This is a genomic window from Specibacter sp. BI4, from assembly GCF_056680095.1.
Window position 1 is genome coordinate 566,376 of the sequence record NZ_CM155265.1, and the last position, 26,349, is coordinate 592,724.

22 protein-coding genes are annotated in these 26,349 nt (G+C 64.7%); 11 read left to right on the plus strand and 11 right to left on the minus strand.

Annotated features, from left to right (window positions below; all coding sequences use genetic code 11):
• Positions 1-91 precede the first annotated feature (91 nt).
• Both AC1L6K_RS02655 and AC1L6K_RS02660 read left to right on the plus strand, forming a co-directional pair.
• The gene (locus AC1L6K_RS02655) at positions 92-1,573 is read left to right on the plus strand and encodes a glycosyltransferase 87 family protein (RefSeq protein WP_480951189.1); all 1,482 of its coding nucleotides are present in this window, start codon (positions 92-94) and stop codon (positions 1,571-1,573) included.
• Positions 1,566-3,023, plus strand: a complete 1,458-nt coding sequence (locus AC1L6K_RS02660; RefSeq protein ID WP_480952680.1) for a phytoene desaturase family protein — start codon at positions 1,566-1,568, stop codon at positions 3,021-3,023. Before AC1L6K_RS02655 ends, AC1L6K_RS02660 begins: the two co-directional genes overlap by 8 nt.
• Positions 3,024-3,183: 160 nt before the next feature.
• On the opposite strand, the gene AC1L6K_RS02665 is transcribed toward AC1L6K_RS02660, so the two are convergent.
• From AC1L6K_RS02665 to AC1L6K_RS02675, 3 genes are all read right to left on the minus strand, one after another.
• Entirely contained in the window at positions 3,184-3,567 is a 384-nt protein-coding gene (locus tag AC1L6K_RS02665; protein WP_480951190.1) for an META domain-containing protein, read from the minus strand.
• Positions 3,568-3,658: 91 nt separating this feature from the next.
• Positions 3,659-4,363, minus strand: a complete 705-nt coding sequence (locus AC1L6K_RS02670; protein ID WP_480951191.1) for an ABC transporter ATP-binding protein — start codon at positions 4,361-4,363, stop codon at positions 3,659-3,661.
• Positions 4,364-4,416: 53 nt separating this feature from the next.
• Positions 4,417-5,553, minus strand: coding sequence for an ABC transporter permease (locus AC1L6K_RS02675; RefSeq protein ID WP_480951192.1), 1,137 nt, complete (start codon positions 5,551-5,553; stop codon positions 4,417-4,419).
• A gap of 189 nt (positions 5,554-5,742) precedes the next feature.
• On the opposite strand from AC1L6K_RS02675, the gene AC1L6K_RS02680 reads away from it, so the two are divergent.
• From AC1L6K_RS02680 to AC1L6K_RS02695, 4 genes are all read left to right on the plus strand, one after another.
• Positions 5,743-7,041 (plus strand): sensor histidine kinase, encoded by a 1,299-nt coding sequence (locus AC1L6K_RS02680; RefSeq protein ID WP_480951193.1) that lies wholly within the window; start codon positions 5,743-5,745, stop codon positions 7,039-7,041.
• Positions 7,038-7,688 carry a response regulator gene (locus AC1L6K_RS02685; RefSeq protein WP_480951194.1) on the plus strand — a complete coding sequence of 217 codons (651 nt, stop codon included), beginning with the start codon at positions 7,038-7,040 and terminating at the stop codon, positions 7,686-7,688. Before AC1L6K_RS02680 ends, AC1L6K_RS02685 begins: the two co-directional genes overlap by 4 nt.
• 310 nt (positions 7,689-7,998) lie before the next feature.
• Complete coding sequence (locus AC1L6K_RS02690; protein WP_480951195.1) at positions 7,999-9,321, plus strand: C40 family peptidase; 1,323 nt, start codon at positions 7,999-8,001, stop codon at positions 9,319-9,321.
• A gap of 507 nt (positions 9,322-9,828) precedes the next feature.
• Positions 9,829-10,656, plus strand: a complete 828-nt coding sequence (locus tag AC1L6K_RS02695; protein WP_480951196.1) for an OmpL47-type beta-barrel domain-containing protein — start codon at positions 9,829-9,831, stop codon at positions 10,654-10,656.
• 108 nt (positions 10,657-10,764) lie between these two features.
• On the opposite strand, the gene AC1L6K_RS02700 is transcribed toward AC1L6K_RS02695, so the two are convergent.
• The 6 genes from AC1L6K_RS02700 to AC1L6K_RS02725 form a co-directional block, all read right to left on the minus strand.
• Entirely contained in the window at positions 10,765-11,514 is a 750-nt protein-coding gene (locus AC1L6K_RS02700; RefSeq protein WP_480951197.1) for a response regulator transcription factor, read from the minus strand.
• Positions 11,507-12,817, minus strand: a complete 1,311-nt coding sequence (locus AC1L6K_RS02705; protein WP_480951198.1) for a sensor histidine kinase — start codon at positions 12,815-12,817, stop codon at positions 11,507-11,509. The genes AC1L6K_RS02700 and AC1L6K_RS02705 overlap by 8 nt, the downstream gene beginning before the upstream one ends.
• Before the next feature lie 92 nt (positions 12,818-12,909).
• Positions 12,910-14,133 (minus strand): ABC transporter permease, encoded by a 1,224-nt coding sequence (locus AC1L6K_RS02710; RefSeq protein WP_480951199.1) that lies wholly within the window; start codon positions 14,131-14,133, stop codon positions 12,910-12,912.
• Positions 14,130-15,011, minus strand: a complete 882-nt coding sequence (locus tag AC1L6K_RS02715; protein WP_480951200.1) for an ABC transporter ATP-binding protein — start codon at positions 15,009-15,011, stop codon at positions 14,130-14,132. Before AC1L6K_RS02715 ends, AC1L6K_RS02710 begins: the two co-directional genes overlap by 4 nt.
• Positions 15,012-15,147: 136 nt before the next feature.
• Positions 15,148-15,852 (minus strand): response regulator, encoded by a 705-nt coding sequence (locus AC1L6K_RS02720; protein ID WP_480951201.1) that lies wholly within the window; start codon positions 15,850-15,852, stop codon positions 15,148-15,150.
• Entirely contained in the window at positions 15,849-17,297 is a 1,449-nt protein-coding gene (locus AC1L6K_RS02725) for a sensor histidine kinase (protein ID WP_480951202.1), read from the minus strand. Before AC1L6K_RS02725 ends, AC1L6K_RS02720 begins: the two co-directional genes overlap by 4 nt.
• A 116-nt stretch (positions 17,298-17,413) precedes the next feature.
• On the opposite strand from AC1L6K_RS02725, the gene AC1L6K_RS02730 reads away from it, so the two are divergent.
• On the plus strand, positions 17,414-19,096 hold the full coding sequence (locus AC1L6K_RS02730; RefSeq protein WP_480951203.1) for an ABC-F family ATP-binding cassette domain-containing protein: 1,683 nt from the start codon (positions 17,414-17,416) through the stop codon (positions 19,094-19,096).
• Positions 19,097-19,193: 97 nt separating this feature from the next.
• Positions 19,194-20,393 carry an MFS transporter gene (locus AC1L6K_RS02735; RefSeq protein WP_480951204.1) on the plus strand — a complete coding sequence of 400 codons (1,200 nt, stop codon included), beginning with the start codon at positions 19,194-19,196 and terminating at the stop codon, positions 20,391-20,393.
• A gap of 42 nt (positions 20,394-20,435) precedes the next feature.
• Here the strand turns inward: AC1L6K_RS02735 and AC1L6K_RS02740 are convergent, their stop codons facing one another.
• On the minus strand, positions 20,436-22,019 hold the full coding sequence (locus AC1L6K_RS02740; protein ID WP_480951205.1) for a fatty acyl-CoA synthetase: 1,584 nt from the start codon (positions 22,017-22,019) through the stop codon (positions 20,436-20,438).
• Between the two features lie 222 nt (positions 22,020-22,241).
• A complete protein-coding gene (locus AC1L6K_RS02745; RefSeq protein WP_480951206.1) occupies positions 22,242-22,907 on the minus strand; it encodes a phosphatase PAP2 family protein in 666 nt (221 codons plus the stop codon).
• Positions 22,908-23,132: 225 nt separating this feature from the next.
• Here AC1L6K_RS02745 and AC1L6K_RS02750 point away from each other — a divergent pair, with 225 nt between their 5' ends.
• From AC1L6K_RS02750 to AC1L6K_RS02760, 3 genes are read left to right on the plus strand one after another with little or no spacing between them, the layout of a single operon-like run.
• Positions 23,133-24,104: an ABC transporter ATP-binding protein gene (locus AC1L6K_RS02750; protein ID WP_480951207.1), complete on the plus strand. Its 972-nt coding sequence runs from the start codon at positions 23,133-23,135 to the stop codon at positions 24,102-24,104.
• A 2-nt stretch (positions 24,105-24,106) separates the two neighbouring features.
• Entirely contained in the window at positions 24,107-25,012 is a 906-nt protein-coding gene (locus AC1L6K_RS02755) for an ABC-2 transporter permease (RefSeq protein ID WP_480951208.1), read from the plus strand.
• Between the two features lie 42 nt (positions 25,013-25,054).
• Positions 25,055-26,338, plus strand: coding sequence for a sensor histidine kinase (locus tag AC1L6K_RS02760; protein ID WP_480951209.1), 1,284 nt, complete (start codon positions 25,055-25,057; stop codon positions 26,336-26,338).
• Positions 26,339-26,349 lie beyond the last annotated feature (11 nt).

The following is a 26,349-nucleotide window of genomic DNA, read 5'->3' on the forward strand; positions in this document are numbered from 1 at the left end:
CTGCCCGCGCATGCCGCATCCGGCATGCGCGCCGCGGCACCCGGGGTGACGCAATCGGGCGGCGGGGCCGTGACCCGGTAGGCTCATATTCATGCACGATTCACAGGCTCCGGGGAGGTCGCCTCGGCACCCCATGGTGGTGCCCTCACGCAGCGACTCACTGTTGCGGACCATGACCGAAGTGGTGGGCGGACCGCTGGGAAAGCGGACGGCTCCGGGGACCACGAAGCCCGGTTTTTTCACGGTGGAACGGGTACTGGTCCTGATGGCAGGCGCGGCTGCCCTCATCGCTGTGCTGACGAAATCCCATTGCCGCACCGCTGGATGGACCACGCCCGACCAGTATTCAACTGTGTGCTGGTCCATTTTCCCCAACTCGTTTGTGGACGACAGACTTGGCACCCTGTTCCCGTTCTTCAGCCAAGGCTCACCGTTTGAGCAGCCCCTCCTGGCCGGGTGGATCGCCGGCAGCACCGCCTGGCTGACAGGCCCGTCGGGTGACGGCGCCGTGCGCCAGCTGGCGTTCTTTGACGTCAACGCCGCCTTGATTGCCGTTGTTTGGATAGTCACCGTCATTATTGTGGCCCGCACGGCAGTGCGCCGCAGCTGGGACGCGGCGATTGTGGCTGCCAGCCCGGTGTTGATGCTGACGGCCTATGTCAGTTGGGATTTCTGGGCCGCCGCCCTGGTGAGCCTGGCCATCTACCTTTTTGCCCGGCGTCGGACGCTTGGGGCCGGTGCCGTCCTTGGTGTCGCCGCCATGGCAGCGCCCTACCCGATTATTGTTTTGGTGGCGTTCCTGGCCCTTGGCATCCGGGCCCGGCGCGTGACCAGGATGCTGGAAATGGCCGCCGCAGCCTTGGTCGCCTGGCTGCTGGTGCTGGCTCCCGTCATGGCCGGCAATCCGCCGGCATTCCCCGATTACCTGGGCAAATTGATTGCCGGCAAGCCATCGGAGTCCTCCCTTTACGGCGGCTGGAACCTCATCGCCGAGCGCATGGGCTGGCCGGTGTTGGACGTGGGCATAAGCAACGCTTTAGCTGCCATCCTGCTGGCGGCGCTGGTGTTGGGTGTAGCGGCGCTGGCCCTGTTTGCCCCGCGCCGTCCCCGAGTTGGCCAGCTGGTCTTTGTCGCTGTTGCCGGCTTCACCGTTGTGAACAAAGGTGCCGAACCGTGGCATGCCGTCTGGCTGTTGCCGCTGCTGGCGCTGGCCCTGCCACGGTGGCGCCCCGTGCTGCTGTGGCAGGCAGCCGTCGTTGCCCATTTCATTGCCTTCATGCTCTTTCGCGCCAAGGACCTGGGTGGCATCAGCAACCAGCATGCGATCGACACGCCCTATTTCATAATGGCTGCCATGGTGGCAGTGGCTGCCACCTGCGCGCTCATCGGGCTGACAATCCGCGACATGTTCGTTCCCGGACACGACGTGGTGCGCCGCGGCGGCACCGACGATCCGCAAGGCGGGGTGCTGCTTGGGCCGCCCACCGACCCGGCCGTGGCCCTCATTGATGAAGACCGCGATGCTTCTGACGCCACGCATGCCGCCATGGCCGGGGCCGCCCAGCATGGTTGATGTCGCGGTGGTGGGCTCGGGCCCCAACGGGCTGGCTGCGGCCGTCACGATGGCGCGGGCCGGGCTGTCGGTGCAGCTGTTTGAGGCCGCCGATTCCATTGGCGGCGGCACGCGGACCAAGGAGCTGACGCTTCCGGGCTTCCGGCACGACGTCTGCGCGGCCGTGCACCCCATGGCCCTGGCATCACCGTTTTTCAAGGCTTTTGAACTGAGTCGCAGGATCGAACTGATCGTGCCGGAGATTTCCTATGGCCACCCGCTCGACGGCGGCCGGGCAGGAATTGCCTATCGCAGCCTTGACAGGACGGTGGAGGGGCTGGGCGCCGACGGCCGCGCCTGGCGGACGTTGATGGAACCCCTGCTGCGCCGGCTCGACGGTGTCCTTGATTTCACGCAAGGAAGCCTTGTCCGGATGCCCAGGGACCCGCTGGCGGCATTCGAGTATGGCGTGCGCACCCTGTTGCAGGGGACGCCCGCATGGAACCTGGGCTTCAAGAAAGACGTTGCCCCGGCGATGCTCACAGGCGTGGGCGCGCACGCAATCGGGCGCTTGCCGTCGTTGGCAACCTCTGGAGCCGGAATGCTGTTGGGTGTGTTGGCCCACGCCCAAGGCTGGCCGGTCCCGCGCGGAGGCTCCCAGGCCATCGCCCAGGCCATGGCCGACGACCTGCTCGCGCACGGCGGACGGATCCACGTCTCGGAGCGCATCGACAGCGTGGCCGAGCTGAAGGCCGCAACGGGTGCCACGGCCGTCATTTGCGACACGACGCCCCGGGCCCTGGCCGCCATGGCCCGGAAAGAATTACCGATGCGGTATATACGCAGATTGGAATCATTCAGGTATGGCGCCGGTGTTTGCAAGGTTGATTTTGCGTTGTCAGGGCCTGTGCCGTGGACGGCGCCCGAGCTGCGCCAGGCACCAACCCTGCATTTGGGCGGGTCGCGGGAGGCCATTGCCTTTGCCGAAAATGAGGTGTTGGCAGGCCGCCACCCTGAAAACCCCTATGTGCTTGCCGTCCAGGCCGGCGTGGTTGACGGGAGCCGCGCCCCGGGGGGCCGGCACACCTTGTGGGCGTACACCCACGTTCCGGCCGGCTCCACCCGCGACTGCACGGAGGCCATCATCCGTTCCGTGGAAAGGGACGCACCGGGTTTCAGGGACCTCATCCTGTCGACGAACACGCAAACTGCCCAGGATGTGGGTGCGTACAACGCAAACTACATTGGCGGGGACATCAGCTCGGGCGCGGTGACACTGTTGCAACTGCTCAGGCGTCCCGTCATCTCGCCCGATCCCTGGCGAACCCCTGTTCCCGGACTCTATCTGGGTTCCGCGTCAACGCCGCCGGGGCCTGCCGTGCATGGCATGGGAGGCTGGCTCGCTGCGAAGTCGGCACTGAAGAACACTTTCGGCCTGGCCGACCCCGACCTTGGCCTGGGCACCAAGTAGCGCGCAGCGGGACCTGGTGGGCGGGAAAACAATAGCCGCCCCGCCCCGATGAAAGGGGCCGGGCAGCTTTTGTGCTGCAGATCTGGTACTGGAGTTCTTGCCCAGCAGCCTTTGACCGGCAGGGACGTTCCTGCTGCGAGACAGCAGCGGAGGGACCCTGTTAGTTGCGGCGGTCCAGGGTGCCAAGTGTGGCGCCGGTGGCGTCCTTGATAGTGAGCACGTCGCCGTCGAGGGAACCGCTGGCGGCCTTGGACAGCCAGATGTCCATGCCCTTGCACGCCATTTGGGTGCCGCCGAGCTGCGGGAAGGTGAGTTCGCCGTCGACCATCATCCACTGTCCGGAAAGACGGTTGCAGCCGTCGCTTCCCGTCAGGAACCCAGCCTTGTTCGCGTCCTGTTCCTGGCCAAGGGCCAGTTCCAGGTAGGGCTCCTTGTCGGTGTTGTAGCCGTCGCCCCACGTGCCGACGGGGCCTGTTGCGGCACCGCAGGACGAGATGGTCAAAGCAAGGAGAAGGCTGCCGGCAAGGGCTGCAAGGCGTTTCATTATGGGGGTGGCTCCGATCGCGCTGGTCTAAACGTGCGTTTCCCTTATGTTATTGCATGGCTGCGCATTCCCGGGCTTCGGGACGTGGCGCCTAATGTGCGCCTGCGCCTGCCGTGGCCGGGACGGGGGCGGTGAGGGCGCCGTCGCGCATGGAGGCAACAGCATCGGTGAGCGGCACGAACTCGGTGTCGTGGGTGACCATGACGGTGGCCACGTTGAACTCGTCGCTGACCTTGCGCAGCAGCCTGACGATGGAATCGCTGCGGGCGTGGTCGAGGGCGGCGGTGGGCTCATCAACCAGCAGCACCTTGGGCTCGGCCATCAGGGCTCGGGCAATGTTGACGCGCTGGCGCTGTCCGCCGGAGAGCTGGTGCGGGCGCTTTGCGGCACAATCGGCAAGGCCCACAAGGTCGAGGAGCTCGGCGGCCCGGACCCCGGCTGCGCGCAGTGCCTTCCCTCGAAGGTGGTCCGTGATGATGAGCTGCTCGGCGGCCGTCAGCGATGCCAGCAGGTTGGGCTGCTGGAAGATGATGCCCACCTTGTCCCGGCGCAGGGCCGCCAATTCCTTTTCGGAAAGTGCCGTGGCATCGATCCCGTCGATCATGACCAAGCCGGACGTCGGCTTGATCAACGTGGCGGCCACGGCCAGCAAGCTGGATTTTCCCGAGCCGGACGGGCCCACCAGGGAAATGAACTGACCGGGGTGGACCGAGAGGTTCACGGCATCCAGGGCCGTCATGATGCCATCACCATCAGGGTATTGCAGAGTCACGTTGATCAGATTCAGTGCAGTCATCGGAAATGTCCTTAGTAAAAGAGGAGGGAAAGAGTGTGTGGAGCAGGCGGGGACTAGTTGCCGCCGAGGGCAATCATGGCGTCAACACGGGTGACCTTGCGGACGGCAAGGGCTGCGCCGGCCAAACCAAGGGCCACGATGCCGACCACGGGGAGCAGTGTTGTTGCCGGGGTGAGCAGGAACGGGGCGGCCTGAGATGCAAGGAGTCCGCCGGCCACGCCCACAAGCCCGCCGATTCCGGCGCCGGCCAGCAGGACCAGCGCCGCCTGCGTCAAAGCATCGCGCAGGAGGTAGCTGCCCGAGGCGCCCATGGCCTTCAGGACGGCAATGTCGCGGGTGCGCTGGACAGTCCAGACGGTCAGGAAGGCAACGATGACAAGGGCTGAAATTCCGTAAAGGAACGCCTGCATCATCAGCAGGGAACCGTTTTCGCTCTTGTACCCGCCCAAGCCCTCGAACGATCCGTTGCGGGTGGTGCTGGCGGTGCCGGCCGCGGCGTTGGCAGCGTCGGTGTCCACGGTGGCGCCCGGTTCGAAGGTCACGGCGAGAACAGTTGCAAGCTGCGCCGGGTCGCTGAGGTGGGCAACCTTCTTCCACGTGGGCAGGGTGGTCCAAACAACCGAGCTGTGTGAGTACCACTGGTCGGGAACGACGCCGCCAACAGTCAGTTCAGTGCCCGCAATGGTCACGGCGTCACCGGTGGCAAGGGAAAGTTCCTTGGCCACGCTTTCGCCAATGACAACCGTTGAATCACTGATGTCCGACGGCGCGATCCCGGCGTCCGCGCCCTGCCCGCCACCAGCTTGGCCGCCAACACCAAACACGGCGACATTGGCAATGCCCTTGCTGTCCCCGGCACCCTGGAAGCGGCTTTGACTGATGCCCAGCGGCACCGCCGATTGCACGCCCGGTTGTCCGGCCCAGTCGTCGAGTTGTTCCTGCGTGACCTGGCTTTCCGTGAAGGAAACCTTCGCCTCGTTCTCGGCCGGCGCCCCGAACACCATCTGGCTGACCTTGTCACCTGAACCGGAGCCCGCACCCAGTTGGGCAACGGCGGAGGTGGATTGATTGCCCAGCCCGGCGGTGAGGCCTGACAGCAGAACAAGCAGCAGGCTGATCAGGGCCACAACGGCGCCCATCAGGGCGAACCGTCCCTTGGCAAAGCGGATGTCTCGGATCGCGAGGAACATAAACAGCTTCTTTCATGTGCCGGAAGAACTGGCTTCTTTCCGGGTGGATTTGCAAGTACTTCAACTGTCCCGTGGAACGCCTTCCGTGCCATCGCAGGGTTGGTTGATCCTGACCCTTCGAAACGGTTGACCGGACACTCAACCATTTGGTTGATCCGCCCGGGATGGCACGGGGCCTAAGCTGGTGACATGTCTGCCGTGGATGCTCCGCCTGTCACCAGTGGCACGATCCTGCGCTTTCTGCGCGTCACCCTGCACGTGGGCTTTGCGGTGTTGCTGGCAGTGGGCGTCATCCGGCTCCTCATGGACCAGTCGGAACTGCCGGGACGCTACTGGTTCCTTGCGTTGTCGGTGCTGCTCGCGACGACGTATCTGGTGGGTACCGTGGCCGAGAAACGGTTTTCCGCCGGCGACATGCACCGGAACCCGAGACGATTTGCTGTGCTCTGGCTCGCGTTGATCACCGCCATGTGGGCGGTCCTGATGCTTGGCTCGGTGGAATTCTCCTGGCTGGTTTTCCCCTTGTTCTTCCTCCACCTGCACCTTTTGCCGCGCTGGGCAGGACTTGCCACGGCTGTGCTCATGACGGCCGGGGTCATTCTTGCGCAGTGGGGTTCAGCGGGCTCCAGCTTTCCGCCGCTGCCGGTGATAGTGGGGCCTGTCTTCGGTGCGGCGTTCGCCGTGGCCACGTCGAAGGCCTATCGGCTGCTGTACCAAGAGGGCGAATACCAGCGGCTGGCGGCCGACGAACTCCGCCGCACCCGGGCCGAACTTGCCGCCACGCAGCACGAATCGGGGGTCCTGGCGGAGCGTGCCCGGCTGGCCCGGGAAATCCACGACACCCTCGCCCAGGGGTTTTCCTCCATTATTCTGGTCTCCCGCGCAGCGTTGCGCAGCCTGGATTCCGGCGACCTGGAATCCACCACCGAAAGCCTGACAATGGTTGAGGCCACCGCCGCCGAGAACTTGGCCGAGGCGCGTAACTTTGTGCGCGGACTCTCCTCGCCGGCACTCACCGAGACCTCACTGGTGGAGAGCCTGTCCCGGCTGTGCAGCAAGACTCAGCGCGAGGCCGCCGCCCGCGGCGGCTCGCTGCAGTGCAGCTTCCGGCTGGATGGCGAGCCCGCCAAACTGCCGCAACCCTACAAGGTGACCCTGCTGCGTGCCGCCCAGGCGAGCCTCGCCAATGTCTGGCTGCACGCGAAAGCCAAGTCCGCCGTCGTCAGTTTGGCGTTTCTGGGCAGCGAGGTGACCCTTGACGTGTTCGACGACGGTCGCGGCTTTGAGCCGGAAAAGCTTGCGGACACTGTGGCCGGGCGGGCGGACGGGAGCGGCTTTGGGCTGCGCTCGTTGCACGAACGTGTGGTGGCGCAGCGGGGGACGATGACAATTGAGTCGGCTCCCGGGGAGGGTACCGTGGTGGCCGTCCGGCTGCCGCTGGATGGGGGCCGCATCGGCTCCGATGCAGGACAGGGGGAGAACGCGTGAGTGAGATTCGGATTTTGTTGGTGGATGACCACCCGGTGGTGCGTGCGGGGCTGCGGGCCATGCTCACCGAATTTGAGGGGTTCACCGTGGTGGCTGAGGCGCCGGAGGGCGGCGCCGCCATCAGGGAGGTTGAACGCCTGCAAACGTTGGGCGAACCGGTGGACGTGGTGCTCATGGACCTGCAAATGGGCGACGGGATGGATGGTGTGAGCGCGACCAAGGCCATCAAGGCGCTGCCAGCTGCCCCTCCGGTGCTGATCCTGACCACGTACGACACCGATGCGGATATCTTGGCCGCAGTTGAGGCCGGGGCCAGCGGCTACATGCTCAAGGATGCCCCTCCCGAGCAGATCCGAGGCGCAGTGCAGTCGGCTGCCGCCGGGCAGACGGCGCTTGCACCGGAAGTCGCCGCACGGCTCATGGGCCGGATCCGCAACCCCGCCCCGGTGTTGTCCGCACGGGAAGTGGAACTCGTTGAACTGCTGGCGACCGGAATGACCAACAAGGCCATCGCCAGGCAGCTGTTCATCTCCGAGGCAACCGTGAAAACACACCTTGTGCACATTTATGACAAGTTGGGCGTGGACAACCGGACGGCAGCCATTTCCGTTGCGGTGTCGCGTCGGATCATACGCAGCGCCGGGTAGCCGGGCCCGGCTGTGGGCCACCCTCACCCGGGGCGGATCCCGGGCTGGAAAACTGCCGAAAAATAGCTGCGTAAAAAGGGGTGCGCCGACGCCGCACATGCCCTAGGCTGTCACCTAAATGGCATTCGTTTGGATTAAATCGTGCCAGGGTGCACTTCTGAAGTGTCGAGTTTCTTAGTGGGAATTTCTTAGTGGCAAGAACTCTACGTTTCTGCAAGGCGGCGTAGGTGCATCACTACCGCGTGCAGGGAAGCAGGGGGACTACCGAATGACGTTCTCGCAACGCAGGTCGCGGCCGTACCAATTGAGCATGGCGGTTGTTTGCACCCTCTTGGCTTCCGGCGGGTTTGTGGCTGCCGGCTACGTCGGCACGTCTTCGGCGGACGCGGCCGCTGCCGCCAGTGCCCAGGCAACCATTCAGGCCACTCCCGGGACCGCCAACTCCAGCTCCAGCGATGCCGCCGCCGTTGGATTCGATTCTTTCGCTGCTCAGGGGATCGGCGTGAAACTGTCCTTCGCCGACACATTGATTCAGGCCAAGAAGCCTGCCGCCAAGAAGATTTTTGACCTGACCGACCCCAATGGCAACACCCCCCACCAGGCCCAGGGCGTCAATGCCATGCGTGGCGGCGTGCCGGAAATCTCCGCAGAGCTGATCTCCCAGGTGCGCAAGGACATCCTGACGGCGGCCTACCAGGGCCTCGGCCATCCCTACGTTTGGGGCGGCACCAGCTTTGCAAACGGCTGGGACTGCTCTGGTTTCGTTCAGTGGGCCTATGCCCAGGCCGGAGTTGCCCTGCCGCGCACCGAACAGTGGCTGCCCATGGTTCAAACCAACAATCCCCAACCTGGCGACATCGTCGTGCAAAACCCCGACGGGCCCAACCACTGGTCGCACATTGGCATCTACATTGGCAATGGCAGGATGATCAGCGCCTTGAACCCGTCCGTGGGTACGATCTTGCATGCGCCGGGCGCCGTCAGCAGTTCCTCGAGCTACTTCACGATGCCCGCCTTCGCCTCGGACGATGAAAGGGCAAGGTCCGACGCAGGCAAGGCCAAGGAAGAAGCCGACAAGGGCCAATACACTCCGGAACCCTCCGAGAGCTCAGCCCCCGGAGTGGACCCATCGACGGAGCCGGGCTCACCGCCGGCCACAACAAAGCCGGGCACCACCGCGCCTGGGACAACGGCGCCGACGAAGCCTGCACCGACAACAACGCCACCTGCAGTCACAACGCCGCCGGTCACAACAGCACCAACGACACCCGCAGCGACAACCCCGCCGGCCACGCCGGCACCGACTAAGCCGGCACCGACGGCACCTGCAGCCACAACCCCGCCAGCGACAACGCCGCCGGCCGCGCCGGCACCTGCAGCCACAACCCCGCCAGCCACAAAGTCGCCAGCGACGACGCCGCCGGCCACGAAGGCACCTGCAGCCACAACGTCGCCGGCGACTACTGCACCTCCGGCGACCGTGACCCCCACGGCGTCGGAAACAACGACGGCCCCCGCGAAGAGCTCTCCCTCCAGCGTCGTGCCCGAGTCACCGGCCACCACCAGTGCAGATGCAGACAGCTCGCTGACGGCAGTTCCCCAGCCCAGCCGCAACGGGGTTCCGACACCCTAGCTCCAGAAGAGTCCCACCGGCCAGCGTCACGGCCCCGATCCACGTCACACCCACGACGGCGGACGGGGCCTTTTCGTGCCTGCATACCACCAGCACGACCGCGCACCAGGGACTGAGCATTTGTGACCCCCAAAGAGCCCCAACGAGACATGGTTAGGTCCACAAATGCACCGTCCCAAACGAAATGGTCCTGACGGAACTGGTGGCAGTGTGCACCCGACCATCACTGTCACAAACGTATGAGATCGGTAACATATCCCGAAAAGCTTGACCTGCATCACACTCTTGAGTGATCGTTAGTGAATGTTTGGATGATGAATTAATCACAAACCATCGTAATGGCTTGAAGGTGAGTTCGAATGCCCCTGCTCCACGAGAAGAATCCGGCACCTCCGCCGGCGAATCCTCCAGATCGGCGCCGGCCCGTGGTCAAGCTACACCGGGCCGGTCACCCTTCCCGAAGGCGTCAACACCGTCAAGTACCGCTCCAGCGATGCAGCAGGGAACATGGAGGAGGACCAGTCAACTGCCAACTTCAAGGTCGACACGCAGGTGCCGGTGCTCACTGGCGCGGTGGATGCCGATGCCCGCACCATCACCCTGGACGCCAGCGATTCCGGCTCAGGCATTGCCACAGTGGAGTACTCCACTGACGGCGGCAGCACCTGGCTGGCTTACACGGAGGCCGTCAAGGAAGCGGACGACGGCGTGTCCGTCGCCTACCGTGCCGCCGACAATGCAGGCCTGGTGGCAGCGTCAACTGTTGATGCCGTGGTGGCGCCGGTCGAGACACCGGAACCGGCTGCCCCGTCAGTGTCCGGACCGACCACTGCGGTTGCCGGTGCGGAGATCGCCGTGACGGCCAAGAACCTGGTGGCGGGTGCATCCTATGAACTGTGGATCCACTCGGATCCGGCCAAGCTGGCAACAGTGAAGGCTGCCGACGATGGTTCAGCGACTCTGACGGCGGTGATTCCGGCAGCATTCGCGGCCGGGGCACACGAGCTGACACTGGAGCAGGACGGCGCCGTCCTGGCCCGTACGGCAATTGTGATCACGGCTGCAACGGTTGACCCGCCGGTTACCGAAACGCCGGATCCCGAGCCGACAGCGCCCGAACCAACAGTGCCTGCACCAACGGCAGCACCAACGACGGTGTCCCCGGCGGCGACAGTCCCCGATGGCGGCAGCAACGGCAACGGCAGCGGCAACAGCGACAGCGGTGGCGGCTTGGCCAGCACCGGCGCCCAGGTCATGCTGTCGGCAGGCATCGCCCTGCTGCTGGTGCTGGGAGGTGCCGCTGCGCTGGTGGTCATCCGCCGTCGTCGTGCCTGACTGGAATGCTGCGCACAGGCTGAATGGTTGGGGCCCTGAAGGGTAGGAAGGCACCATGATGGGCACATCCGGAGCGCGCGGACGTGCCCATCATGGTGCCGCCGGCGGTCAGCTGCCGCGCTGCAGGAAGCTCACCACGGCGAGGACGCGGCGGTGGTCGTCGGCGCTTTGCTGCAGCCCAAGCTTTATGAAAATGGCGCTGATGTGCTTTTCCACTGCGCCGCCACTGACGACAAGCGCCTTGGCGATGCCGGCATTGGTCAGTCCTTGTGCCATCAATTCAAGGACCTGCGATTCGCGCGGACTGAGGGTGTTGAGGGGGTCGGCGGCGCCGCGGTTGGCGAACAAGGCGCCGATGACCTCGGGATCGATGACGGTGGCACCGGCCGCGATGCGCGCAATGGCGTCGCTGAAGTCCTCGAACCGGGCCACCCGGTCCTTGAGCAGGTATCCCAGCCCGGCGCCGGCTGACGCACTGGCGAGCAGCTCCCCGGCGTAGCTCGTCTCCACATATTGCGAGAGCACCAGAACGGCAACCGAGGGGAACCTGGTCCGGACCTCGATGGCGGCCTTGAGGCCCTCGTCCCGGTGCGAGGGTGGCATCCGCACATCGGTGATCAGCAGGTCGGGGGCGTGCTCCTCAACCGCCTTGAGAAGTTCGACGCCGTCGCCCACCGCGGCGCAGACCTCGGCACCCGTCTCTTCAAGCAGCCGGACAAGGCCTTCACGGAGCAGGACGGAATCTTCAGCCAGGACAACACGCATGGTTCCACAGTAGCCGCCGGGGACTTCAGCCAGGCAGCCTTCAGCCACGCGGTGCTCAGTCAGGCAGGGCCCGGCAAGGCAGCTTTCAGCCATGCAGCGGGATGCTGGCCCGGAGATTGGTGGGGCCGCCGTCGGGGCTGATGATTTCCAGGGAGCCATCGACGCCGGAGAGCCTGTCCACAAGGCCGGCCAGGCCGTGGCCCTTGCCCACATGGGCGCCGCCACCGCCGTCGTCAGTCACTTCGATGAGCAACTCGCTCGGATTGGCGTTCACGCTGATGGCGGCCTGATTGGCCCCGGAGTGCTTGGAGACGTTGGCCAAGGCCTCGGACACCACAAAATAGGCGGCATTTTCGGCACTTTCGGCCAGCCGGGTGCCCTGTTGGAGATTTCCGGAGACGGCCACGGGGACTGCGGACTTGCCAGCCAGCGACTCCATGGCCGTGCGCAGGCCCCTGTCGGCCAGCAGGGGCGGGGCAATGCCACGGGACAGCTGGCTCAGTTCCGCCAGGGCCTCGCGGCTCTGCTCCAGGGCGCCGTCCATCAATTCCCGGGCCGCTTCCGGATCGGTGGCCATGCGGCGCCCGGCCGCCTCGACATCCATCTGCAGCCGGATGAGCCGCTGCTGGGGGCCGTCGTGCAGGTCGCGCTCGATCTTGCGCAGCGTGCTGGCCTCCTCCGACACCACTTGGGCACGGCTGGCGGCCAGCTCGTGGCTGCGGGCGCGCAGGGCGGCGGTTTCGTTGGTGAGGAGGACCCGGGCGGCGGCGGCGTCGGCAACGGCGAGGAGGTGGATGATGAAGGGCAGTGCAAGGAGGAAGACGATGGCGAGCACCACTTCCAGGGCAACCTGGGCGTCACCGGGGCCCATGTTGAGCTGGGCGTCGAGGCCCAAAATGGATGCCAGGTCTGTTTCGTCCTCGGGCAGGTAGATGCGCCAAAACCATTTGGTGAGGCCGCCGGCCATGACACCCAGCCAGACAATGCTGAGACAAAAGGTGAAGGTGCGCAGCGGAAAGGAGACCAGGAAGCCGTGGATGAAGTCCTTCCACAGCTGCGGGTCGGCAAGGTTTTTAAACATGCCGCCAATGGAAAATGCGTGCCGGCCCCGGTAGTGAACGGGCGGGATCTCCCCGGCCCACCGTCGCAGGGCGCTCCTGTTGATGTTGGCAAACCAGCGGGCCGTGGCCAGGCAGGCCACAAGGATGGGCAGACCGATCCAGATGACGATCGTGGACAGGCCCAGCGAGAACAACGCCACCAAGACGACGAACGAGGCCAGGGAAAGGAAGAAGCCGGGCAGGATGTACGCCAGGTCGGTGCCGATCTGGCGCCACGTGGCGGGGCGCAGGATCAGCCAGGACTTGGGTGCCGCGGTGGCAGTTGAGTTATTCATGTTTCAATCCTTGCCGGGGCCGGGTGCTGAAACCATCATGCCAGCCCGTCAATCCAGGGTGGGGTTTCCCCCACCCTCTCCATGCTGACGGTTCAGTCCTCGAGCTTCAGCGCCTTCCGCCAGGAAAGCGCGCCGCCGGTCGCCATGATTGCCCGGCGATAAATGCGTTCTCCCAGCAGCACCATGGCCCACGCCGCGGCAACTGCAATGGCGAGCGACACGACGGGTTCCCACATCGGAACATCGCTGTTGAGCAGCCGGATGGGCATGGCCACAGAGGAGATGACAGGAATGTACGAAGCAGCCAGCAGCCAGCTGCCCTTGGCATAGATTCCGACGAACAGGACCGCAACGAGCACGCCGATGACGGGACCGGTGGACTGCTGCAGGTCCTCCACCCGCGAGGCCATCGCGCCAAGCGCGGCCCAGATGGCGGCCAGGAACAGGAAGCCCGCCAGGAAGAATGCCAGGAACCAGCCGGAGGTTGCGATGAGCATGGCCAGGAAGGGGACCTCCGTTGGCATCAGCGTCAGGGCAAGCAGGCCGATGCCGACGAAAAGGCTGAGCTGGCCCATGGCGAGGATCACGTTGCCCAGAATCTTCCCGGTCAGGAGCTGGCGAATGGGGATGGCAGTGGCCAGGATTTCCACGACGCGGTTTTGTTTCTCCTCCACCACTGAGTTGGCGATCGGCATGCCGAAGATCATGGCCGACATGTAGAAGAGGAAGGAAAAGATGAACGCCATGGCTTGGGCCATTGAATTGCGTTCGTGGCTGCCCACAAGCAGTACCTGGGTGATGGTGGAACCTGCCGTCAGGGACCCCACATCGACGCCAAGCTGCCCGGCATTTTGGGCCAGCGCCCGGCTGCCGGCCGCTTCCGAGAGAAGCTTTTCCACGGAGCCCGGCACTTCCTTGAGCCCCGTGAGGCTGTAACCGTCGGCGGCGGGGACCAGGACCAGGTCAATATCGCCGGCGCGCAATGCCGCCAGTGCCTGGTCGTCGGTGCCAAAGACCTCCGGCGCCAGTTCGATGCCCTGTGACTTCTCCACGGCCAGTTCATTTGCTGCTGCAACGAGCGCCGCAGCATTGCCGCCGTTGGCAAATCCGACGGTCGCGTCGGTTGTCTTGTTGGCCATGAAGCCGGAGACCACCACCGAGCCGACGATCAAGACCAAGGTGACCAGCGTGGAGATAATGAAGGATTTGTCGCGAACCTTCACAGTGACTTCCCGCAACGTCACGATCAGCCAGGGGGCCGTGGAGGTGGCAGCGGTGCCCGTCGCCGGGGGTTTGGTTTGCAGCGTGGTGCTCATTGGATGACCTCACGGTAGATGGCGGCCAGGGAGGGACGTTGCGGGGCGAACTCAGTCACGTCGCCGCGTTCCAGCGCCCTGCGCAGGACGCTTTGGGCAACGGCATTGTCCGGGAACTCAACCACTGCACGCGGGCCCGAAACGTCAATGACGCGCACGTTCGGCTGCTCGCGCAGCCATCCCGCGTCCGGCGGTGTCACCAGCACATGCCGTGCGCCTGCACGCCTGCGGAGGTCATCGGCGCTGCCGGAGGCAACAATCGTGCCATTGGCGAGCACCACAAGGTTGTCGCAAAGTTGGTCGATCAGGTCCAGCTGGTGGCTGGAAAACAGGATTGGAACACCGGTGGCAGCGCGTTCCGCAAGTAGGGACGTCATGGAATCCACTGCCAGCGGGTCGAGCCCGGAAAAGGGCTCATCGAGAATCAACGCGGCAGGGTGGTGCATGAGCGATGCAGCCACCTGGACACGCTGCTGGTTACCCAGCGAGAGCGACTCAAGCTTGTCTTTTATCCGGTCAGCAATGCCGAACCGCTCCAGCAGTTCCAATGCCTCACGGCGGGCATCACTGCGGCTCATGCCGTGCAACTGGCCCAGGTATTGCAGCTGATCCAAGACGGGCTGTTTGGGGTACAGCCCGCGTTCTTCAGGCATGTAGCCAAAGCGTGCCCGGTCCGGACCGGTAATTGGACTCCCGTTGAAAAGGACCGCACCGGCATGGGATTTAAGCACCCCCATGATGATGCGCATCGTAGTGGTCTTGCCCGCGCCGTTGGCCCCGACAAAACCGGTCATGCCATTGGCAGGGACAGTGAACGACACGTCGTCAAGGACGGTTCGGTCACCAAAGTGGCGGGTCAGGTTCTGTACTTCCAGCAACTGTCACGAATCCTTGGATTGCAGTGTGCCCCATGCAGGCGCAGGGGGTTGTCTTGCCCTCCAATATATTCGGCAGCACGGGGTCGTCGGATCGGCCATAATAATGAAGTTTCGCCCGATGGGATGCCGGCCAGCCTCAGGCCTCCTCCAAAGGGATGAGGCGGGCGCGGTAGGCAAACACCACGGCCTGGACCCGGCTGCGCAGTCCGGCCTTGGCGAGGATGCTGGACAGGTGCGTTTTGACGGTTGTTTCCGAGACGGAAAGGCTTGCTGCGATCTCCGCATTGGACAGCCCGCCAGCCAGTTGCACGAGGACTTCAAGCTCACGGCCGGTCAGCGCATCAAGGGCACGCTGTTCGCGTTCCCCGATCTGCAGGCGGGCCGCCACCGCAACAGCCGGGGACGGTTCAGCCAACGACGACGCCGTACCCCGGCGGATGATGCGCAGGGTCACTTCGGGAGAGAGCAGCGCCTGCCCGCCGGCAATTGCATGGACTGCCTGCATCAGCACCTCGGGTTCGGTGTTTTTTAGCAGGAATCCGCTGGCGCCGGCATCGAGGGCCGCAAAGAGGTAGTCGTCGCGGTCAAAGGTGGTCAGGACGATGACCTTGGCCATGCCTTCCGAGGTGATCTGTGCTGTCGCGCTCACGCCGTCGAGCAAAGGCATCTGTATGTCCATCAGCACAACGTCAGGGTTCAGCTTCCTTGACGCTGTGACTGCCTCCGCGCCGTTGGCTGCCGTTCCCACAACTTCCAGCGAGTTGTCGGTGCCCAGAATGAGTGCCAGGGAGGAACGGATCAACGCCTGGTCGTCGCAGATCAGAACCCGGATCCTGCTCACGCGCCCGACTCCGACGCGCCGGGGTCCGGTTGGCCGGCTTCACCTGTGCGGCTCCCCGCCGCCGCGGGCAGCGGATCAAGGCTGAGCCCCGGCGTGGCGGTTGGGATGCGGAGGCGGGCGCGGGTGCGCCAGCCGGTGGGCGTGCGGGGGCCGATGTCCACCAGCCCCTGGTGCAGCTCGGCCCGTTCCCGGATTCCCCGGAGCCCGAATCCGCTGCCATGGGTTCCTTGGCGCGCAGCTCCGTTGTCCGTCACCTCCACTTCCACCCAGTCGCCGTGTTCGCTGCGGCCGCTGCGGAGCGAAAGGACGGCGTTGCGGGCAGTGGAATGTTGGCGGACGTTGGCCAGGGATTCCGCTGCGATTCGATACATCGCCAGGCTCAGGCCTGCCCCAAGGGAGTCGATAAACCCCGGCAGGTGCTCCACCACAATCAACTCGACGGCGACACCCGTCTGCCGTGATTGCTCCAACAGGGCCGGAATTTCCCGCAGGGACGGCTCCGGAGCCCGCACTGAATCTCCCTCGTGGGGGCCGGAGCCGTGCCCGTCCTCATGGCGCAGCACACGCAGGAGTGACCGGGTTTCACCCACGGCCTGCCGGGCAGAGCCCTCAATGCCATGCAGAAGTTCCGCCGTCCGTGCCGGATCCCTCGGCTGGACAAGGCGGGCTGCCGCGGCCTGCACCCCGACTGCGGAAATATGGTGGGCCACCACGTCGTGAAGTTCACGGGCAATGCGCAGCCGCTCGTCAATGACGGCCCGCCGTGCCAGCTCGTCGGACTGTTCCTGGAGCTGACGCGACTGGGCGACCACCAGATCGTGCTGCCATGCGCTGCGCCACGACATGAGGCCCAGGAAAGTGGCACCGCCGAAGTAGAAGAGGTTCACCAGAAAGCTGTAGCTGGCGAAGGCAAGCAGGGGATCTATGGCACCCGACGTTTCCATCGGTGCGGGCAGGTCCAGCTCGGTCCCATAGATGTAGGAGGCGTTGGTGATGGTAATGACGAGCCAGAGGAACATGGCAACGATGACACCGCACAGCGCCATGCCCAGGGCGCGCCTGTCCCTGGCCCACGTGACGGCGGAGTACAGTCCCACAAAGTAGGCGATCTGCGGGGCCAGCTGAACTGCGACCTGCGGAACCCCAATGCCGAAGCCCATGAAGCAGGCCGACAGCATCAGCATCGAAGCGATGGGGAACCGCCGCCGAAAGGCCAGGGGCGCCGTCATGGCTGCAATGGCCAGATAACTTATCAGGCGGTCCGGTGCGCCTTCGGACGGGCCAAAGCTCAGAACCATTTCCATGCCAAGAATGGCGGCGGCCATGATCGCCAGGGCTGCCCAGATGTCGCGGACAAGCAGTGCCGCCGGGGGCTGCGCGCGCTCCCATTCCGGGGGAGGGAAGGTGCCTGGCAGAAATCTTTCGCGCAGGGCCAGTAGTTTCATCGTGCATTCCTTACGGTGCCGGACGGGGACACATCCAATGGAAAACCTATCCCATCGCCGCCTGGCACAGCCGGCCTCGGGTCAACCATTCCCGGCAGAGATGGGAGAATTGCAGCGTGGGACATATTGACGTTGCAAACATTGACTACTTTCTCTCCGACGGCCGGCAGCTGCTGAACGGGGTGAACTTTCGCGTCTCCGATGGCACCAAGACGGCGTTGATCGGCCCCAACGGCACGGGCAAGACCACGCTGCTGCGCATCATCTGCCAGGACATCAAGGCGGATGAGGGTGCTGTCTCGCGCCCAGGCACCATGGGGGTGATGCGCCAGTTCGTGGGCCAGGTCCGGGACGAAAGCACCGTCCGCGACCTGTTGCTCTCTGTAGCCTCGGCCAACATCGCCGCCGCCGGGAAGGCCGTGGACGCGGCCGAGCTGGCCATGGTGGAGCGCGACGACGAACCCAGCCAAATGGCCTACGCCCAGGCCATCGCCGACTGGGGTGATGTTGGCGGCTACGAAATGGAAACCACCTGGGACGAAGTCACCATGGCGGCCATGGGCATGGACTTTTACACGGCCCAGTACCGCAAGGCCGCCTCGCTCAGCGGCGGCGAGCAGAAACGCCTGGTCCTTGAGGCACTGTTCTCCGGCCCCGACGAGCTGCTGCTGCTCGATGAGCCGGACAACTACCTCGACGTTCCCGGCAAGCGGTGGCTCGAGGCGAAGATGGCCGAATCCTCCAAGTCGGTGTTGTTCGTCAGCCACGACCGCGAGCTGCTGGCCAATGCCGCGAACCGGATCGTCACGCTCGAGCCCGGCATCAACGGAGCCTCAAGCTGGACCCACGGCGGCGGCTTTGAGTCGTACATCAAGGCACGCGAGGACCGCAACGCCCGCTTCGAAGAGTTGCGCAAGCGGTGGGACGAGGAGCATGTCAAGCTCAAGGAACTCGTCATCATGTACAAGACCAAGGCCGCGTTCCGTTCCGACATGGCGAACCGCTACCAGGCCGCGCAGAGCAGGCTGGCGCAGTTTTTGGAAAAGGGCCCGCCCGAGGCGCTGCCCATTGAGCAAAATGTGAAGATGCGGCTCAAGGGCGGGCGCACGGCCAAGCGCGCCGTCGTCGCCACGAAGCTGGAACTGACGGGCCTCATGAAGCCGTTCTCCACCGAAATATGGTTTGGCGACAGGGTCGGTGTCCTTGGCTCCAACGGTTCAGGCAAGTCGCACTTCCTGCGCCTGCTTGCGGCAGGAGGCTCGGACCCGGACAAAGAGCATGAGCCCGTGTCCGACGTCGAGATTGCCCATGTGCCCCACGAAGGTTCCGTGAAACTTGGCGCCCGCATCCGCCCGGGGTTCTTTGCCCAGACACATGCCCGGCCCGACCTATTGACCCGCACCCTGCTGGACATCCTGCACCGCGGCGATGAACACCGGTCGGGGCTTGGCCGGGAGGCCGCCGCGGGAGCCCTTGACCGCTATGGCCTGGCCTCGAGTTCCGAGCAGAAGTACGATTCCCTCTCGGGCGGGCAGCAGGCCCGCTTCCAGATCCTCCTGCTTGAGCTGTCCGGCGCCACGTTGCTGCTGCTTGACGAGCCCACCGACAACCTCGACCTGCATTCGGCCGAGGCCCTGGAAAAGGCCATCGATTCCTTCGAAGGCACAGTCCTGGCAGTCACCCACGACCGCTGGTTCGCCCGTTCCTTCGACAGGTTCCTCGTGTTTGGTTCCGACGGCAAGGTCTACGAATCCGACGAGCCCGTGTGGGATGAAAAGCGGGTGGAGCGGGCGCGGTAGGGAGCTGGGCGGCATGCCTTGCAGAGGCGCCCCGGCACGGCACTAGAGTTGAAGCAATGCGCCTTCCTGCCCCCCTTGTGTAAAGAGTGAATTCACCATGAACCAGCAGACCGTCCGCCGCGCGGCCATTGCCACCTTTGCAGTCTTTGCCATCAACGGCTTCGTCTTTGCCAGTTGGGCCGCACGCATCCCGGCCGTCACCCGCATTCTTGAGCTCTCCGCCGGGGACATGGGCCTGCTGCTGTTGACCATCGCCGCCGGATCGGTCATTGCGCTGCCACTGGCCGGAACTGTTGTGGGCCGGTTGGGCACGGCAAACACGATCCGGGTTGGCGGGTTCACCGCATCCTTTGGCGGGCTGGTCATTGCCATCGCACTGGCGCAGCATGCCGTCCCGCTCACCGCCGTCGGGCTGTTCTTCTTTGGGATCGGCATTGGTCTGTGGGACGTGGCCCAAAACATTGAGGGCGCGGACGTCGAGCGGCACCTGCGGCGGACAGTCATGCCCCAGTTCCACGCCGGTTTTAGCGGGGGTGCGCTCGTCGGTGCCCTCGTCGGGGCGGGACTTTCCGCACTGGATGTCAGCATGCCGATGCACCTGCTTGCCATTGTCATCGCCGTCTGCGCGGCCATGGTGTTTGTGCCAAAATACTTCCTGCCGGAGACGGAGTTGAGCGGCAGCAAGCAAACACAGGCCACCACAACACTGAAGGGCCGCAGCGCCTGGACGGAAAAACGCACCCTGCTGGTCGGCCTGGTGGTCCTCGGGGCGGCCCTGACCGAGGGATCCGCCAATGACTGGATCGCCAAGGCCAGTGTTGACGGCCTCGGCACCTCCGAAGCCGGCGGGGCCATCATGTTCGCCGTGTTCGTGGCAGCCATGACATTGTTCAGGTTCTTCGGCGGAACGTTCATCGACAAATTTGGTCGGGTGCCTGTTCTCTACGGCAGCCTCGGTTCGGCACTTGTGGGACTGGTGTTGTTTGTGGTGGCACCGAACATGCTGCTGGCCGGTGTTGGCGCCGTGCTGTGGGGGGCCGGCGCAGCCATGGGCTTCCCCATGGGCATGTCGGCAGCGGCCGACGACCCGGCACGGGCCGCCGCCCGCGTCTCCGTGGTGTCAACGATCGGCTATGTGGCCTTCCTTGCCGGCCCGCCCCTGCTTGGATTCCTCGGGGACCACGTCACCATCCGCTGGGCGCTGCTGGCCATTGCCATTGCCATCGTGGCCTCGATCCTGACCGCCCCGGCGGCCAGGCCGCTGCCTGAATCAGAGCATCAGCGCGTCTCACCCTGACCCGCCGGAGCTGTAGCCAATCGGGCCGCCGCGGCTTGCGGCCTAGCGTGGTTGGGCGACGTTCGCGTGCTCGTCGCGCAGCTGGCGCTTGATGATTTTCCCGCTGGGGTTCTTGGGCAGCGAATCGGCGATCATAACGTGCCTGGGTGCCTTGTAGCCGGCCAGGATGGCGCGGGTGTGCTGGATGACCTGTTCCTCGGTGAGGACAGCACCGGGCTTGGGCACGACAACCGCGGCAACTGCCTCGACCCAGCGCGGATCGCTCACACCAAAGACAGCAACCTCGGCGACGCCATCGAGCCTGTAGATGGCTTCCTCAACTTCCCGGCTGGCCACGTTCTCCCCACCGGTTTTTATCATGTCTTTTTTGCGGTCGACGACGGTGAGCCTGCCCCCAGCGTCGAGGCAGCCGAGGTCGCCGGAATGGAACCAGCCGTTGCGGAAGGCTTCGGCGGTCTTTTCCTCGTCCCGGTAGTAGCCAAGCGTCGCATGCGGGCTGCGGTGCACGATCTCCCCAACCGTGCCGGCAGGCACTGGCTGGTCGGCGTCGTCGACGATGGCTGTCTCCACGTTCAGTGTGGCCCGGCCTGCTGAACCGGCATGGGAGAGTTGCTCGTCGGGGCCGAGGATGGTGGCCACCGGCGACATCTCGGTCTGGCCGTAGAAGTTCCACAACCGCACGTTTGGGAGCCGCCGCTGCATCTCCTTGAGAATTTCAACGGGCATGGGCGAGGCGCCGTAGTATCCCTTGCGCAGCGACGACAAGTCAGTGGTGTCAAACTCGGGGGCGCGCAGCAACGAGATCCACACTGTGGGCGGCGCGAAGAATTTCGTGACGTGCTCCCGCTCCATGGTGCGCAGGATCAAGGAGGGACTTGCACCGGGCAACAGGATGCTGCTGGCGCCCAGATAAATGTCAGGGCCAAGGAAGCAGTCCAGCTGGGCGCAGTGGTACAGCGGCAGGGCGTGCAGGTCCACATCGTCCGCGTCCATGCCGCCGTCGAGGGCGGCGCTGACGTACTCCCACAGCAGTGAACGGCTCGATAACAGCACACCCTTGGGCCGGGACTCGGTGCCGGAGGTGTACATCAGGCGCAGCGGGTCGTCGTCCGCGACCGCCACCTCGGGTGGCAGCCCCGGCACATGGAACCAGCCGGCCACATCGTCCCATCCGGCCGGTACGGCAGTGCCGGTGCGGACTATGCAGGCGCGGATGGTGACGGCAGTCGAGGCTGCGGATTCCACTGCCTGGTCCATCACCGGCACCAGGGCAGCCTCCACCACGACGGCGGTTGCCCCGCTGTGGTCCAGGATGTAGGCGATCTCGTCGGCGCCCAGCATGAAGTTGACGGGGACCAGGACGATGCCCAGCCGGGCTGTCGTGAAGGACAGGACCGCGAACTCCCAGCAGTTGTGTGAGAGCAGGGCCAGCCGGTCGCCCTTGGCCATCCCCGCTCGGGCCAGTGCCGCGGAGGCCCTGTCGATCAGGGCATCAAATTCGGCGAAGCTGAGCCGGGTGTCTCCGTCGGCGATGGCAAGTTTTTCCGGAAAGCGTCGCGCGGTGCGTCGCGGCAGATCACCCAGGGACTGCTGCCGGACCTGCTGGACGAGCATGTTGGAATCCATGATTATCTCCCTTGATAATGGCATCCCGGTTACTGGATCGCCGCCCCACTGCTGGCCGGCACGATTGCCGCCTCAGCCGATGGGCCGTGCCAAGTCCAAAGATAGCACCCGGGCCGGCGCCCATCCGGGGAGCGGTGCGGGCAGCTCGGCCGGCGCCCATCCGGGGAGCGGTGCGGGCAGCTCGGCCGGGCCAAGGACTCTCGCGACTGCGCCGCCCCGGGGTTAGAAGACGGAAGTATTCCGTTGCAGGCATCGATCCCTGACCGCCGCCCACAGCAGGAGCGTGAGGCCGGCCCCCAACAACGCCCCGGCAACCGTGTCGGAAAACCAGTGGGCGCCCAGATAGGTGCGGCTGTACATCATGGCCACACTGAGGATGGCCCCGCTGATCCACATCCACAGTCTTCCAAGCACGACGGCGGTCACCACCATCGCTGCCACCGTCCCGCTGACATGCCCCGACGGGTATGAACCGGAATCCACGGACACCAGGCGGTCGTCCGGCCGAGGGCGGCCCACCAGGAATTTGATCAGGTGGGTGGCGCCCAGAGTGCCGAGGTTCGCGCCTGCCGTAAACAAAGCCAGCCGGCGGCGGCGGTGCAACAGCACCAAGAACAAAAGCACGCAGTAGATGACCATGCCAGTGTTCCCGGCAAAGTTCAGCACGCCGTTCGCATAAGTCAGCCACGGCGTCCGCGAGGCCAGCATGAACTGGTTCCAGCCGGCGTCGAACGCTCCGAAAGGGGAGTTGTTATCCGTGGCCCACACCATCAGGGCGCCCGCCGCGACGAGAGCCAGCGCAGACAGGGAAATCCACAGCAGGCGGGTGCGCGGCCAGTCCAGCGGCAGCAGCGGCCCAGTCTTCGGGGCGGGTGGTCGCGGGGGCATCCAGCAAGTCTAGGCTGCTGCCGAAAGATCTGCCGAAAGATCCGGCGAAACAGGCTCCGGTCCACTGTGGGCGCGGCCGCCCTGCCATCATCCATTCGGACTACCCTGAGCAAACCCTGAATCATCCCTGAGATAGAGGTAATTCGCTGGATCGTTGCGTACCGTGGTTATAGATTCGCAAACAGGGCTGGAATGGCCCGTCAGACCATCCAAAGGGGTGTCCACATGATTGAGGCAGTAAACCTGGCCAAGCACTACGGTGCCAAGACCGCCGTCGGCGGTGTCACGTTCACCGTCAAGCCGGGCATGGTGACAGGCTTCCTGGGCCCCAACGGTGCAGGCAAGTCAACGACCATGCGCATGGTCGTCGGGCTGGACAAGCCATCGGCCGGCACAGTGACAGTCAACGGCAAGCGGTACGCCGAGCACCGCGACCCGCTGCACCAGGTCGGTGCCCTCCTGGATGCCAAGGCGGTGCACACCTCCCGCAGCGCCTACAACCACCTGCTGGCCATGGCCGCAACCCACAACATCCCCACCAAGCGCGTCAACGAGGTCATCGACATGACCGGCCTGGCCGCCGTCGCCAAGAAGAAGGCCGGCGGTTTCTCCCTCGGCATGGGCCAGCGGCTGGGCATTGCCTCGGCGCTGCTGGGCGATCCGCAGACGCTGATCCTGGATGAGCCTGTCAACGGGCTGGACCCCGAGGGCGTGCTCTGGGTGCGCAACCTGGCCAAGCACCTCGCGGCCCAGGGCAAGACTGTTTTCCTGTCTTCACACCTGATGAGTGAAATGGCGCAGACCGCCGATCACTTGATCGTGATTGGCCGCGGACAGATCATTGCCGACGCCCCCATCGCCGAGATCCTTGCCGGCGCACAGCAGGCAAAGGTGCGGGTCCGCACCCCGGACGTCACCCGGTTGAGCCAGCTGCTGGGCAGCCAGGGCGTCAAGGTTGAGTGCAACGAGAACGAAACCCTCGAGGTTTCCGGACTCGACGCACGCCAGATCGCCACCATTGCCCTGGAAAACCGGGTGCTGGTGTACGAGCTGACGCCGCTGACATCTTCCCTGGAAGAGGCGTACTTCAACCTCACCAAGGATGCAGTGGAATACCACTCGCAAGACTTCAACGACACCAATACTGGCCCTGGCACTGGTTCCGAGCCGGTTCCCGCCGCTGTGAAGGGACTCTAAAGATGAGCACGACGACAATTTCCGCTCCTCACCGCTCGGTGGGCGGCTCACTGACGTTCGCCGGCGTTTTACGCAGCGAATGGATCAAGTTCCGCTCACTGCGTTCCACCCAAATGCTGCTTGGCTTCACCTTCCTTGCCATGGTGGGTGTTGGTGTATTTGCGGCCTGGATGCGCGGGTTCATCATTGACAACATCATGCAATTTGGGGCACAGGGCACGGCCCCCGGCGCTGACCCGGCTGCACAAAAGATGACCGTAGACCAGGCCATGGAGATGGCCAGCACCCAGGGCATCAACATTTACGGCACACCCATCGCCGGGATCCAGTTGGGCATCCTCATCCTGGGCGCCTTGGCCGTCTTGCTGATCTCCTCGGAGTTTGGCACCGGCATGATCCGCTCCACCATGACGGCCGTACCCAAGCGCCTGCCTGCCTTCTTTGCCAAGGCCATTGTTCTCGTGGTGGTGTCCTACGTGCTGACCCTGGTCGCAGCCATGGTGACCTTCCTGGTTTCGATCCCGATCCTCGGCGCCTACGGCATTGACCTGTCCCTGACCATGGACGGCGTGCTCTACAGCATTCTCATGGGCGGCGTCTATGTTGCCGGCGTTTCCTTGGCGGGCCTGTCTCTGGGCACGTTGTTGCGCAGCTCCGCCGGCGGCATCATCGTGCTGGTTGTGTTGTTCTTCCTGTTGGAGATCGGCACCCAATTGCTGGGCCTGGTGCCCGGTGAGTTCTGGAAGTACCTGGGCCAGTACACGCCCAGCGTGGCCGGCGGGCGCATGCTCGAAATCGGCGACAAGGCAGCCTTCCTCTCCCCGTTCTGGGGCGGCATTGTCTTCCTGGGCTGGATCGTAGTCCTGATGGTCCCGGCCGTCGTTTCCCTCAAGACCCGTGACGTGTAAGGACTGCTGACGATTCCCTTCAGGGGTTTCAAGCCAACACCTATGCGCACACAAGACCAGGCGGGGGACGCGGAACGAACGGCCGCGTACCCCGCCGACTTACCCTCCGCTGAGCGGCGGGCCGATGAATTTGCGGCCCGCCGCCGTGGCGTTGTCAGAAGGTACTTTCACGACCACCCCCGCATCATGGATGTGGTGGTGGTTTTGGCGTATCTGGTGGCTGGTTCAGGCATCTTCCTCAGCGGCGACTTCAGGGACAACCTGGGGGCCCACACGGTTCTTGTCCTGGCCTCGGCCACGGTGCTCATGTTCCGCAGGGGCAACCCATTGACGGTGCTGGCCATCCTGTCGGTATTTGAAATACTCAACGTAGCCGTGATGCCAAATGCCAGCAACGTGGGTGCCAGCCTTTGGTTTGCCCTGTACGCCGTCGCGGTGCGCTACCGCGCTGTCATCAGCTTTGCCCTGGCCGTTGTGGCCGCCGTGCCCCTGACCCTCTACATGTTGTTCCTCTACCAATACCCGGCGTCCTTCATGGTCGAGGGCGGCCCAAGCGCAGAGGTCAACAGCATCATTTCATCGATCGTCATGTTGTTTGCCAACATCATCGCTGTTGGCATCGGGGCCTCGGTGCGGCGCAGCCGAGCCCATGAGGATGAACTGCGCCAGTGGGCTGTACGGAACTCCCAACTGGCATCGGTCGCCGAGCGCAACAGGATCGCCCGCGAAATGCATGACGTGGTGGCCCATTCGCTCACCGTGATGGTGGCGCTGTCCGACGGGGCCGCCGTCGTCGTCAAGCGTGACCCCGCCCAGGCGGGGGAGGTGCTCGGCCAGCTGTCCCAGACCGGCCGCACGGCACTGGCCGACATGCGGAGGGTGTTGGGCGTCTTGCGCGAGGATGCCGGCGGCAACAGGTCGCCGCAGCCGGACCACACCGACATGGGAGCATTGATCGAGGGGTTCCGGCAGGCCGGGCTGCCCATCACGTTCACCCAATCCGGGCCGCCCACCCCCGAGGACCAGGCGCTGGCACTGACTGTCTACAGGATTGTGCAGGAATCACTGACCAATGTGCTCCGCTACGGGACCGCCGTGTCCCGGGTCCGGGTGACTGTGGACAACGACTTGGACCGCGGGGAGCTTTCGGTGCACATTGCCGATGATGGGCGCGGCACCATGAACACCTCGGTCGGAACAGGCCGCGGCATTGTGGGCATGCGCGAACGGGCAGGTATTTTTGCCGGAACTGTCGACGCCGGACCGGCGCCGCACGGCGGCTGGACAGTAAAGGCGCTGCTGCATCCCGCAGAGGGGCCGGAATGAAGGAGAAGGCA